The sequence below is a fragment of the Mycobacterium sp. 3519A genome (assembly GCF_900240945.1).
Lineage (GTDB): Bacteria > Actinomycetota > Actinomycetes > Mycobacteriales > Mycobacteriaceae > Mycobacterium.
Genome location: NZ_OESG01000012.1, coordinates 971,554 through 983,775 on the forward strand (window position 1 = coordinate 971,554; position 12,222 = coordinate 983,775).

At 65.1% G+C, this 12,222-nt stretch carries 13 protein-coding genes; 4 read left to right on the top strand and 9 right to left on the bottom strand.

Annotated features, from left to right (window positions below):
• The first annotated feature begins 21 nt into the window (after nucleotides 1-21).
• The gene (locus tag C1A30_RS06795; RefSeq protein ID WP_101947410.1) at nucleotides 22-726 is read left to right on the top strand and encodes a phosphoadenylyl-sulfate reductase; all 705 of its coding nucleotides are present in this window, start codon (nucleotides 22-24) and stop codon (nucleotides 724-726) included.
• Entirely contained in the window at nucleotides 705-1,427 is a 723-nt protein-coding gene (locus C1A30_RS06800) for a sirohydrochlorin chelatase (RefSeq protein WP_101947411.1), read from the top strand. Before C1A30_RS06795 ends, C1A30_RS06800 begins: the two co-directional genes overlap by 22 nt.
• Before the next feature lie 7 nt (nucleotides 1,428-1,434).
• Here C1A30_RS06800 and C1A30_RS06805 read toward each other — a convergent pair whose 3' ends face one another.
• From C1A30_RS06805 to C1A30_RS06820, 4 genes are all read right to left on the bottom strand, one after another.
• Nucleotides 1,435-2,886 (bottom strand): LLM class flavin-dependent oxidoreductase, encoded by a 1,452-nt coding sequence (locus C1A30_RS06805; protein ID WP_101947412.1) that lies wholly within the window; start codon nucleotides 2,884-2,886, stop codon nucleotides 1,435-1,437.
• Between the two features lie 73 nt (nucleotides 2,887-2,959).
• Nucleotides 2,960-3,859, bottom strand: coding sequence for a MetQ/NlpA family ABC transporter substrate-binding protein (locus tag C1A30_RS06810; protein ID WP_101947697.1), 900 nt, complete (start codon nucleotides 3,857-3,859; stop codon nucleotides 2,960-2,962).
• A gap of 25 nt (nucleotides 3,860-3,884) precedes the next feature.
• Nucleotides 3,885-4,625: a methionine ABC transporter permease gene (locus C1A30_RS06815; protein ID WP_101947413.1), complete on the bottom strand. Its 741-nt coding sequence runs from the start codon at nucleotides 4,623-4,625 to the stop codon at nucleotides 3,885-3,887.
• Nucleotides 4,622-5,641: a methionine ABC transporter ATP-binding protein gene (locus C1A30_RS06820; protein ID WP_101947414.1), complete on the bottom strand. Its 1,020-nt coding sequence runs from the start codon at nucleotides 5,639-5,641 to the stop codon at nucleotides 4,622-4,624. Before C1A30_RS06820 ends, C1A30_RS06815 begins: the two co-directional genes overlap by 4 nt.
• A 197-nt stretch (nucleotides 5,642-5,838) precedes the next feature.
• Here C1A30_RS06820 and C1A30_RS06825 point away from each other — a divergent pair, with 197 nt between their 5' ends.
• Complete coding sequence (locus tag C1A30_RS06825) at nucleotides 5,839-6,777, top strand: MetQ/NlpA family ABC transporter substrate-binding protein (RefSeq protein ID WP_101947415.1); 939 nt, start codon at nucleotides 5,839-5,841, stop codon at nucleotides 6,775-6,777.
• Nucleotides 6,774-8,141, top strand: coding sequence for an LLM class flavin-dependent oxidoreductase (locus C1A30_RS06830; RefSeq protein WP_101947416.1), 1,368 nt, complete (start codon nucleotides 6,774-6,776; stop codon nucleotides 8,139-8,141). Before C1A30_RS06825 ends, C1A30_RS06830 begins: the two co-directional genes overlap by 4 nt.
• A 13-nt stretch (nucleotides 8,142-8,154) precedes the next feature.
• Here C1A30_RS06830 and C1A30_RS06835 read toward each other — a convergent pair whose 3' ends face one another.
• The 5 genes from C1A30_RS06835 to C1A30_RS36500 form a co-directional block, all read right to left on the bottom strand.
• Nucleotides 8,155-9,213 carry a sulfate/molybdate ABC transporter ATP-binding protein gene (locus tag C1A30_RS06835; RefSeq protein ID WP_101947417.1) on the bottom strand — a complete coding sequence of 353 codons (1,059 nt, stop codon included), beginning with the start codon at nucleotides 9,211-9,213 and terminating at the stop codon, nucleotides 8,155-8,157.
• 21 nt (nucleotides 9,214-9,234) lie between these two features.
• Nucleotides 9,235-10,047, bottom strand: coding sequence for a sulfate ABC transporter permease subunit CysW (gene cysW, locus C1A30_RS06840; RefSeq protein ID WP_101947418.1), 813 nt, complete (start codon nucleotides 10,045-10,047; stop codon nucleotides 9,235-9,237).
• A complete protein-coding gene (cysT, locus tag C1A30_RS06845; protein WP_101947419.1) occupies nucleotides 10,044-10,922 on the bottom strand; it encodes a sulfate ABC transporter permease subunit CysT in 879 nt (292 codons plus the stop codon). Before cysT ends, cysW begins: the two co-directional genes overlap by 4 nt.
• Complete coding sequence (locus C1A30_RS06850) at nucleotides 10,919-11,947, bottom strand: sulfate ABC transporter substrate-binding protein (protein WP_101947420.1); 1,029 nt, start codon at nucleotides 11,945-11,947, stop codon at nucleotides 10,919-10,921. The genes cysT and C1A30_RS06850 overlap by 4 nt, the downstream gene beginning before the upstream one ends.
• A gap of 118 nt (nucleotides 11,948-12,065) precedes the next feature.
• A complete protein-coding gene (locus tag C1A30_RS36500) occupies nucleotides 12,066-12,158 on the bottom strand; it encodes an Ms4533A family Cys-rich leader peptide (protein WP_369830695.1) in 93 nt (30 codons plus the stop codon).
• Nucleotides 12,159-12,222 lie beyond the last annotated feature (64 nt).

Sequence of the window (12,222 nt, forward strand, 5' to 3'; positions counted from 1 at the left end):
CACGAAGAGCGAGGAGCACCGATGACTGAACTGATGACCGACACAGACCTGCAGGCTTTGGCGGAGCGCGGCGCCGCGGAGTTGGCCGGCGCAAGTGCGCTGGATCTGCTGCGCTGGACCGACGAGCACTTCGGCGGCGACTACGTGGTGGCGTCCAACATGCAGGACGCGGTGCTGGTCGACCTGGCTGCCAAGGTGCGCCCGGGCGTGGACGTGCTGTTCCTGGACACCGGGTATCACTTCGTCGAGACCATCGGCACGCGGGACGCGGTCGAGGCGGTGTACGACATCAACATCGTCAACGTCACGCCGGAGAACAGCGTCGAGAAGCAGGACGAATTGTTCGGCAAGAACTTGTTCGCCCGCGAGCCCAACGAATGCTGCCGGATGCGCAAGGTCGAGCCGCTGTCCAAGGCGCTGCGCGGATACTCCGCATGGGTGACCGGCATTCGTCGTGTCGAGGCGCCGACGCGGGCCAACGCGCCATTGATCAGCTGGGACAAGGCTTTTGGGTTGGTGAAGATCAACCCGATCGCGGCGTGGACCGACGAGGAGATGCAGGCGTACATCGACGCGAACGATGTACTGGTCAATCCGCTTGTCTTCGAGGGCTATCCGTCGATCGGCTGCGCTCCGTGCACCGCGAAGCCCGTCGAGGGCGCCGATCCGCGCAGCGGCCGGTGGGCCGGTACGTCGAAGACGGAATGCGGTCTGCACGCGTCGTGAGCACTCTGGTCCTCACCGCGCACGGCTCCGCTGATCCCCGATCGGCGGAGTCGGCGCACGAGGTTGCCAACACGATCCGCAGGATGCGACGCGATATCGACGTGCGAGTGGCGTTCTGCGAGCAGAACTTTCCCAATCTGCGGGACGTGCTGGCGGCGACCGGGGGCAACGCGGTCGTCGTGCCGTTGCTGTTGGCCGATGCGTATCACGCGCGTGTGGACATCCCGGCGCTCATCGCGGAGTCGGGCGCCGACGCGGTGCAGGCCGACGTGCTGGGCGAGGATGACCGCCTGGTCGCCGTGCTTCGGCAGCGCCTGACGCATGCGGGGGTGTCGCAACTCGACTCCAGCGTCGGCGTCCTGGTCACCGCGGTGGGTTCGTCACGCCCGCAGGCCAATGCGCGCACCGCACTGGTCGCTGACTATCTGACGCAGCACACCCGATGGAGTGCGACGACGGCGTTCGCGACCGGCCCGCAGCCGACGCTGGCTGACGCCGCCGAGGTGTTGCGCGAACGTGGCGCCACCCGCTTGGTGATCGCGCCATGGTTCCTCGCGCCCGGCCGGATCACCGATCGTGTCGCGGATTTCGCACGCGCACAGGGCATTTCGATGGCCGCACCGCTGGGTCCGCACCGCCTGGTTGCGGACACCGTGCTGGACCGCTTCGACCAAGCGCTCGCCGAGCGCGCCGCGGCCTGAGAATCCGCTAGCGGCCCCTGGCCGGCTGCGAGGCACTCGACGACGCCGAGGATGGCAGCGTCGTGGGGCGTTCGATGATGGTCGACGCCGGGCCCCCGACCCGGTACCGCGCTCCCCGATGTTCCTCGGGCAGACGGTCGCCGCGGCCCAACAGTTTGTTGCGCAGGGTTCCCGGCGCATAGCCGGACTGGTAGGCCCCGCGAGCCGTCAGAACCGGGACGACGTAGTCGATGAAATCACTGAACGACCCAGGCGTGATCGCGTACGCGAGGTTGAACCCGTCGACGTCGGTTTCCGCCACCCATTCTTGGAGCGTGTCGGCCACGTGCACACCCGAACCGACGATGCGGGGACCCATCCCGCCGATCTCGCCCCACTCCGCGATGTCGCGCACGGCCCACTCTCGGCCGTCGGGATCTGCTGACTGAAATGCTGTGACGGCGGACAGAATCGCGTTGGAATCGACATTGCCGATCGGCTCCTCCAGCCCGTACCGCGCGAGGTCCACTCCCATCCACCCGGACATGAACACCAACGCGCCCTCCGGATCCCCGTACGACAGGTATTCGGCGTGCTTGGCCTGCGCTTCCTCGTCGGTCTCGGCGGTCACCACGGTGGTCAGGTTGAAGATCTGCGCGGAGTACGGATCCCGCCCGGCCAGCTCGAGCTCTCGGCGAATAGTCGAGACCACCTCGCGCAGAATCGCTTTCGTCGGTGCCGCCGTGAAGATGGCCTCGGCGTTCTCAGCAGCGAACCGGACGCCACGCGGCGAGGAGCCGGCCTGGTAGATCACCGGCGTCCGCTGCGGAGAGGGCTCGGCGAGGTGGACGCCCGGCACGCTGAAATGCGTTCCCTCATGCCCGATGTGGTGAACCTTCGCGGGATCCGTGAACACGCCGCGTTCGCGATCCCGGATCACCGCGTCGTCTTCCCACGAACCCTCCCAGAGTTTGTAGAGCACTTCGAGATACTCGTCCGCGTGGTCGTAGCGGGCATCGTGCGCGGGCTGGTCGGTCTGCCCCATGTTCCGTGCTGCGGCAGGCAGATACCCGGTGACGACGTTCCAGCCGATCCGGCCATTGGTGAGATGGTCGAGCGTGGACATGCGCCGGGCGAACGGATAGGGATGTTCGAAACCGGTACCCGTGGTGATGCCGAAACCCAAATTGTCCGTCACCAGCGCCATCGCCGACACCAGCAGCATCGGGTCGTTGACCGGAATCTGCGCGGCATGTCGGATCGCGGCCTCGTCGTTGGCTCCGTACACGTCGTAGGTGCCCAGCACGTCGGCTATGAAGAGCCCGTCGAACCGGCCGCGTTCAAGTAGCTTCGCCAGTTCGGTCCAATAGCCAAGATCCTTGTATCGCCAGGATTGATCGTCGGGATGCCGCCACAGGCCTGGTGATTGGTGCGCGACGCAGTTCATGTCGAAAGCGTTGAATCGGATAACGCGGCTCACTCGACGAAATGCTGCCTGACTCCCCCGCAGTCGTCATCGGTTGCATTCAAGGCGATTGTATTTCGGTTGTTCACTACAGCGGCAACAAGATGTTCTTCACGCTGGGATCGGTCGCGAGGAACTGCTGGACGGCCGGGTCCTTGAATGTCTCGACCAACTTCTTGATGTTGTCGGTGTCGGCCCACTTGCTGCCGATGGTGAGTTGGCCTGCGAATTCGTCAGGCGCCGGCGGCGCGAAGATCTGTTGGCTGATCGGCACTTTCGCAGCGAGGTAGTACTCGGTGTAGCCCACGGCGGCGTCCAGATCGGGCAGCGATCGCGACTGTGCGGCAAAATCGAGCAGGGTGAACTTCAGGTGCTTGGGGTTGGCCACGATGTCCTTCTGGGTGGCTTCCCACTTGTCGGCAGCTGGGTCCAGTGAGATCAGGCCGGCACGCTCGAGCAGCCACAGACCCTGCGCCTCGTTGGCGGGGTCGGAGTACAGCGAGACAGTCGCACCGTCCGGCAACTGCGACGGGTCGGTGTACTTGTCAGACCAGATGCCAAAGCCCCAGCGGAACACCGGGGTTGCCGCGGTCTCGCGGAAGTCGGGGTTGGCCTCGAGCACCTGCCCCAGCCACAGTTTGTGCTGATAGACCGTGCCCGCGACCTCGCCGTCGCTGACCGCCCGGTTGATCGTGTTGCTGTCGGCCAGGCCGCGGAAGGCGACCTTGATGTCGTGTTTGGGTGCGACTTCCAGCGCGATGAACTCGATGAGCGCCTGCTCGGCGGCGTTACCATCATTGGTCGCGACCACCAGCGTCGCCCCTGGAATCTCGTTGGACGACTTTGAGTCCCCGAAGAAAGCCACCCGCACGCCGATGATCACGACGATCACCGCAACGAGACCGACGGTAAGCCATATCCGCCGGGGGCGACGTTTGAGTTCGAAGCCGTGGTCGTCGGCGTCGTGGACAGGGGTCTCGGTGGTCATGCGGTTGCTCCTTTGTTCAAGGTGTTCAAGCGGCGACGGTGCGGCGACGCGGCCGAAGGGCATTGCCTGCGCGCGCCCGGCGGTGCGGGGTGGTCAGTCGGACCAGACCATCACCGATGAGCTGGACCGCGGCAACGGTGATGACCAGAATGACGATGGTGGCCAGCATCACGCCTTGGTCGAAGCGCTGATATCCGTAAGTAACTGCCACATAACCGATTCCGCCGGCGCCGATCGTTCCTGCGATGGCGGAGTATTCGATCATGGCAATGATGTTGATCGTGAGTCCGCCGATGATCGACGGCACCGCCTCGCTGAGCTGGGCGGTGCGGATGATCTGCAGGCGTGACCCCCCTGACGCGCGGGCCACCTGGACCACTGACGGCGGCACGGAACGCAACGAGTTCTCGACGATTCTGGTGAAGAACGCGATACCCGCCAGCGACATCGGCACCACTGCCGCCGCGATGCCGATGTTGGTGCCGGTGATGAAGCGGGTTACCGGCATGATCGACGCCATCAGGATCAGGAATGGCAGCGAACGCCCGATGCTGATGATCCAGCTCAATGCCGTATGCAGCGCTGGGTTCTCGAACAGGCCACCGGGCGCCAGGTTGTGTACGAGCGCACCGAGAGGCACGCCGACCACCACGACGATGGTCATCACGATCCCGACCATGATCAGCGTGTCGAGAAGCGCCGGAAGTAACAGGCCGGGAAGCTCATTGACAGCGACCTTGGCGTTCGCCAGCACGGTTTCGGTCATGCCACACCCTGCAGTTCGCCGTCGGCAGTGCTTCGCGCACCGTTGCTGTTCACGGCCAGCCCGTAACGGGTGAGCACACCTCCAAGCCGCGAGCCCAGTTCGGCCGGAACGCCAAGCGTCGCGCTGCCGACCGTGACACCGCTGACCACCTGGACCGACGCGCCCAACACCGACAGCGGTGCACCCAGTTCCGCCGAGGCGCTGGCGATCCAGTCCGCCGGGACATTCGGCGCGTCGTAAATGACCTGCCATACCTGCTGTCCCGCATTCGGTTTCGCGTCAACGCGATGCGGCCTGAGTTCCGCGCCCAAGGCGGAGTCCGGGGCGGTGAGCAGATCCAACAGCCGACCCGACTCGACGATGCTGCCGTGGTCCAGCCGGGCAACTGAGTCCGCGATCTTCAGCACGGTGTCCATCTCGTGGGTGATGAACACCATCGACAGGTTCAGGTCGTCTCGCAGTTCTCGCAACAGGTCGACGACCGAAGCGGTGGTGACGGGATCCAGCCCCGCAGTTGCCTCGTCGGACAACAGTACCGACGGCCGCAGTGCCAGTGCCCGCGCGATGCCGACGCGTTGCCGCTGGCCCCCGGAGAGCTGGAATGGGTAGTGACCGGCACGCTGGGACAGCCCGACACGGTCAAGGAGTTCGGCGACCCGCTTCTTCGCCTCGTCCGCGGTGACACCGAGATACTCCAGTGGCAGTGCGACGTTCTCGGCCGCCGTGCGCCTCTCCAGCAGCCCCGCGGACTGGAATACGGTGCCGATCCGCCGACGCGCCACCCGTAGTTTCTTGGATGACAAGGTGGTCAGGTCGTCACCGTTGACCACCACAGATCCCGATGTCGGCGCGGTCAGGAGGTTAATACACTGGGCCAGTGTGCTTTTGCCGGCACCACTTGGCCCGACCACAGCGAGGATCTCGCCGGCATCGACACGGAAATTGATCCGGTCCAGTACTACCGTGCGTTGGTCACCGTGGCCATAAGCCTTGGTCAGTTCGGTCAGTTCGATCATGGAATTGCAGACGTCCTTTGAAGAGGCATGGCTTGAGCTGGCGTCGTCGCCCCATTGCGTGACGTTGCCAGAACCCACACCTGCGGTGACACCCTTGCAATCACCGTGAGCCCAGACCCTTTGCCACCAGGCTGATTCAAACCCTTGGTTGTTCACATGGCGGTCGCGGAGAGTGGAGCGCATTCAGGAAGGCAGTCATGAGCATCGACGAATCAGTTCCCGCTTCGGGCGCTGGGGCCGACACCGATCGTCCCGGCTCGCACGGATTCACCATCGCCAAACGACGGAAGTGGCCGTATCTCATCGCCGCTGTCGTCGTGATCATCGCCGCCGCAACCTTTTTCGTCATCCAACGCGGTAGCGGCGCCAAGTCCGCGAACGAAACCGCCGGTGCGACTCTGCAGGTCGTGTACCTGGACTCCAATCCTGCGGAGAAGCGCATCATCGAATACATCGGTGAAAACGTCGCCTCCGACTACGACGTCAAGGTCGCCGCGGTGGGACTGGGCGACAGCACCCAGATCAACAGCGCAATCAGCGACGGTCGCTACGCAGGAACCATTTTCCAGCACCGGCACTGGCTGCAGCAGGTGCTCGACGCCAACCCTGGCTTCAGGGAGCAGGCGGCAACCGGCCCGTTCTTTCACTGGGTGTTCGGCATCTGGTCCGACAAATACAAGACCCCCCAGGAGATTCCGAATGGTGCGAAAGTGTCCCTGTTGGCGGATCCCGCAAACAACGCCCAGGGCATCTGGTATCTGGCGCAGGCGGGGCTGATCACGTTGCGTCCCGGCGCGGACATCACCGCGCTCACCCAGAAAGACATCGCATCTAACCCGAAGAACCTGCAGTTCACCCTCCTCGACTTCGGCGCGCAGCCGAGAGCGCTACCCGACCTCGACGCCATCGTCGGATACGCCGAATCATTTCTTGCCGCAGGCGTTTCTGAGGACAAGCTGATCTTCGCGCCGAAGTCGCCCGACGAGTTCGCCTCCGTGCTCACCGTCGGCAGCAATTACATTGACACTCCCAATATCCAGAACCTGATCAAGGCGTTCAACGACCCGCGGGTGCAGACGTTCATCGCCACCGATCCCGAGGTGAAGAAGTTGGCGCTGCCGGGACGACAGGCGTGAGCGCGGCCGAGCGCCAGTTGCACCTCGGGGTCAATGTCCTCTCTGATGGCATGCACCCCGCGGCTTGGCAGCACCCGTCAGCCGATCCGAATTGGTTCACCGATCCCGCCTACTGGATCGACATCGCGCGCACTGCGGAACGCGGAACACTGGATGCGCTGTTTCTCGCTGACAGCCCATCTCTGTTTCAGAGTCCGGATCAACCACTGGCGGCGCCGCCACTCGCGTTGGACCCCATCGTTTTACTGTCCACCCTCGCGTCGGTGACGACGCACATCGGTCTCATCGGCACGGTGTCGACGTCTTTCGAGGAGCCGTACAACATCGCACGGCGGTTCGCCTCGCTGGACCACCTCAGCCGCGGCCGGGTCGCGTGGAACGTCGTGACCAGCAGCGACCCCTTCGCCTGGAACAACTTCGGTCACGCCGACGGTCTCGCGGAACAGCCGAATCGGCGTGACCGATATCGGCGCGCTGCCGAATTCGTGGAAGTCGTTCGCGCACTGTGGGATTCATGGGATGACGATGCCGTACTCGCCGACAAGCGCACCGGCGCTTTCAGCAGAATCGGCGCCATCAACACCATCGACCATCGAGGCGACTTCTTCAGCGTCGACGGACCGCTGACCCTGCCTCGCCCGCCTCAAGGACATCCGGTGCTGTTCCAAGCCGGCGGATCGGCAGGCGGACTCGATCTCGCGGCGAGGTACGCCGACGGCGTCTTTGCCGCGCAGGCCTCGCTTCCGGACGCGCTGCACTATGCAGAGGCGTTGCGCGCCCGCACTGTTGCGGCGGGTCGGCCCCGAGACGCGGTGCGGATCATGCCGGGGTTGTCCTTCGTCCTCGGCAGCACCGAAGCGGAGGCGCGGAAGCGAAACCACGAGCTCAACGAGCTCGCAGGCGATCGCCGCCTGGCTCATCTGGCAAGTCAACTCAGCGTCGACCTCGACGAACTCGACTGGGACAAACCGCTTCCCAAGTGGCTGCTCGACGGTGCCGAAGCCATCGGCGGATCCCAGGGGGCCCGCGATATCGTCGTGAACCTGGCCCGCCGAGAGAATCTCACCGTTCGGCAGATCCTTGATCGCGTCATCACCTGGCACCGGCTGGTGATCGGCTCACCCGAGCAGATCGCCGATGCCATCTCCGAATGGTTCGCAGCCGGCGCCGTCGACGGCTTCAACCTGATGCCGGACGTGTTCCCGTCCGGGCTGGAACTGTTCGTCGAGCATGTGATCCCGATCCTGCGCGAGCGCGGACTGTTCCGCCGTGAGTACGCGGAGACCACGCTGCGCGGACATCTCGGCCTGCAGCGGGTGCCGGACCGTCGGGCAGGCAACGGATCGTTGGCGGTCAACGCCTAACCCCAGCGAGAACTCAGGCCTTCGTCAGCGCCTCGTCCTCGTCGGCGCTGTCCGACCGCGGAATCTCGGTGCCACCGGGCAGCGGAGGAATCCGGGTGGCGCGCACGTACACCGTGTCGCCTTCCTTGAGGCCCAGTGCCTCGGCGTCACCGCGGGTGATCTGCGCGGTGAACGGCGTGTGATCGGCCGCGCTGGTCAACTCGACGCGAACCTCGAAGCCCAGCATCACAATTCGGTCGATGGTCGCGCGCAGCACGCCGGTGGCCTGTACCGAATCATCAGACGAGGCGATCGCCATCTCCGGATTGCGGCCGACGCGGATGTCGTGTGGCCGCACCAGCGACCCGTTCAGCGACGACACGGCGCCGAGGAACGACATCACGAACGCGTTGGCGGGCACGTCGTACACCTCGGTCGGCGACCCGACCTGCTCGATGCGGCCCTTGTTCAGGACGGCGATCCGGTCGGCGACGTCGAGCGCCTCGGACTGGTCGTGGGTGACCAACACGGTCGTCACGTGGACTTCGTCATGCAGACGCCGCAACCAGGCGCGCAGGTCCTCGCGCACCTTCGCGTCCAGCGCGCCGAACGGCTCGTCGAGCAGCAACACCTCGGGGTCGACCGCGAGCGCGCGGGCCAACGCCATGCGCTGGCGCTGCCCGCCCGAGAGCTGGTTGGGATAGCGGGTCTGAAAACCGGCCAGCCCCACCACTTCCAGCAGGTTGTCGACCTTCTCCTTGATCTCGGCCTTCGGCCGCTTGCGGATCTTCAAGCCGAATGCGACGTTGTCGCGCACGGTCAGGTGCTTGAACGCCGCGTAGTGCTGGAACACGAAGCCGATGCCGCGCCGCTGCGGCGGGATGTTGGTCACGTCGCGGCCGTTGATCGTGATGACGCCGGTGTCCGGTTGGTCGAGTCCCGCGATGGTGCGCAGCAGCGTCGACTTACCCGACCCGCTTGGTCCGAGCAGTGCGGTCAACGAACCCGACGGCACCTCGAAATCGACGTTGTCCAACGCCGCGAAATCGCCGTAGTGCTTGTTAGCACCAGCCACGGTGATCGCATTGGTCACGGCTATCCGTCTCCTCGTCGATTAATTATTCGTCTTCGTGCGGCGGGCGTCGAGGATGACCTGGACGACCAGCACGATCACCGCAACACCCATCAGCAGGGTCGACACCGCATATGCGCCGTATTCGGCGCCGCGGTTGTACCGATCCGACACCAGCAGGGTCAGCGTCTGCGACTTGCCGGGCAGGTTCGACGACACCATGATCACCGCGCCGTACTCGCCGAGCGTGCGCGCGATCGTCAGCACGATGCCGTACATCAGGCCCCAGCGGATCGAGGGCAAGGTGATGCGCCAGAACGTCTGCCACCAGCTGGAGCCGAGCGTGGCCGCGGCCTCCTCCTGATCGGTGCCCAACTCATGCAGCACCGGTTCGACCTCACGGATCACGAACGGCACCGTGACGAAGATGCTCGCCAGCACGATGCCGGGAAACCCGAAGATGATCTTGAAGCCGAGGTCGTTCTCCACGAAGCCGAACAACCCGGCCGAGCCCCACAACAGGATCAACGCGACGCCGACCACCACCGGCGACACCGCGAACGGAAGATCGATCACCGCCTGCAACAGGCTCTTGCCGCGAAACTTGTTGCGCGCCAGCACAAGTGCTGTCGGCACGCCGAACAGCACGTTGAGCGGCACCACGATCGCGACGACGATCAGCGACAGCTGCAACGCCGAGACGGCGGCCGGCGTGGTGATGTTGGCGACGAACTCGCCAAGGCCGGGCGAGAAGGTGCGCCACAGGATCAGCCCCACCGGGACGATCAACAGCAGCAGCAGATACCCGAGCGCGACGTAGCGCAGCAGCAACCGGACCGGCGTCGAGAACGTCACTCGGCGAGCTCCTCACGTTTGGCCGCCCTGGCTCCGATGCTGCGCAGCACGAACAGCACGAAGAAGGAGATGGCCAGCAGCACAATCGAGATGGCCGCGGCACCGCTGGGGTCGTCGTTCTCGATCAGCGTGCGGATCCACTGCGACGACACTTCCGTCTCGCCAGGCACCGCCCCACCGATCAACACCACCGACCCGTACTCGCCGATCGCGCGGGAAAACGCAAGGCCCGCACCGGAAAGCAGGGACGGCAACAGCGCGGGCAGGATCACCAAGGTGAAGATGGTCCGGTTGTTCGCCCCCAACGACGCTGCGGCCTCCTCGACTTCGCGGTCGAGTTCCAGCAGCACCGGCTGCACCGAGCGCACCACGAACGGCAACGTCACGAACAGCAGCGCGATGCCGACGCCCCATTTCGTGTGCTGCAGATGCAGGCCGACAGGACTGGCAGGCCCGTAGAGCGCGAGCATCACCAGGCTGGCGACGATCGTCGGCAACGCGAACGGCAGGTCGATGATCGCGTCGACCAGCCTCTTGCCGATGAAATCGTCGCGGGTCAGCACCCAGGCCACCAGCAGGCCGAAGAACAGATTGATCACCGCGACCGAGAACGAGATGGTCAGCGTCACGCGCAGCGACGCGATCGCCGAGTTCGACGTGACCGCGGCCCAGAACGCGTCCCAACCGCCGCCCGCCGACTGCCACACGATGGCGGCCAGCGGCAACAACACGATCACCGACAGCCACGTCGTCGCGACCCCCACCCGCAACGAGGTGGTGCCGTAGCGGCTCTTGAAGAATCCACGAGGCCGCCCGGGGTCACCGTCGCCGGTGACCTCGGGCCTGGCGGTCTCAGGGTTCAGCGCAGCTGTCATCCAGTCGCCTGCTTGTAGATCTTCGTGATACTGCCGTTGTCCTTGTCGAACAACACGGGGTCAACCGCGCTCCATCCTCCCAGGTCGTCGATCGTCCACAACTTCTGCGGGGCCGGGAAGTCGGTAGCGAAGTCCTCGGCCACCGACGGATCGACGGGGCGGAAGCCGGCCTGCGCCCAGATCTTCTGCGCGTCCTTGGTGAACAGGTAGTTCTTCAGCGCGTTCGCCTTGTCCAGGTGCGTGCTGGAGGTCACCACGGCGACCGGGTTCTCGATCTTGAACGTCTGCGGCGGGTTGATGTGCTCGACGGGCTTGCCCTGCCGCTCGGTGTTGATGGCCTCGTTCTCGTAGCTGATCAGGACGTCGCCGGTGCCCTGCAGGAAGACGTCGGTCGCCTCGCGCCCGGAGCCCGGCCGGGTCTTGACGTGCTCGGTGACCAGCTTGTTGACAAAGTCCAACCCGGCCTGCGGGTTCTTGCCGCCGTCGCTCTTGGCGGCGTACGGCGCCAGCAGGTTCCACTTGGCGGAGCCGGAGCTCAGCGGGCTCGGGGTGACCACCTCGAGGCCAGGCTGCAGCAGATCGTCCCAGTCTTTGATGTTCTTCGGGTTGCCCTTGCGCACGACGAGCGAAACGACGGACCCGAATGGGACGCCCTTGGTGGCGTCGGCGTTCCAATCCTTGGCCACCTTGTCGGCCTTGACCAGGCGGGTGATGTCGGGCTCGACGGAGAAGTTCACGATGTCGGCGGGCTTGCCGTCGACCACGGAGCGCGACTGGTCGCCGGATGCGCCGTAGGACGTGGTCACCGCGACACCCTTACCTTCGGGGGTCGCCGCGAACGCCGGAATGATCTTGCTCCAGCCCGGCTCCGGCACCGCGTAGGCGACCAGCGTCAGCGTGGTCTCCGCGGCCGCCGTCGAGCTGTCGCCGGCCACGTCGCTGGAGCCGCCGCCGCAGCCTGCGAGCAGGGTCGCCGTCGCAGCGAAGGCGGCGCCGTAGCGCCAGGATTTGCGGATGTTGACCATTGATGACCTTTCCTTACCAGGGACGAACGGACGAGCCCGTCGCGACGGCAAGGCGAGTAATCAGTACCTGGGCATCCAGACAGCCGCTACCGACACCAGACCGCGGACGGATATGGAGTCAGCGACAACAACAGACGTCTGCGACAGCGGAAAAACCCACGGCAATGAGGGCCAGGATGTGGCCGCTCTTGTTGCCGGTCGCTGTGCGCATGGCGCGAAGAATAACAGAGTCCGGGCACACGCTCAGGGTCGGGCTTAGCCGGCATAACGAGTTA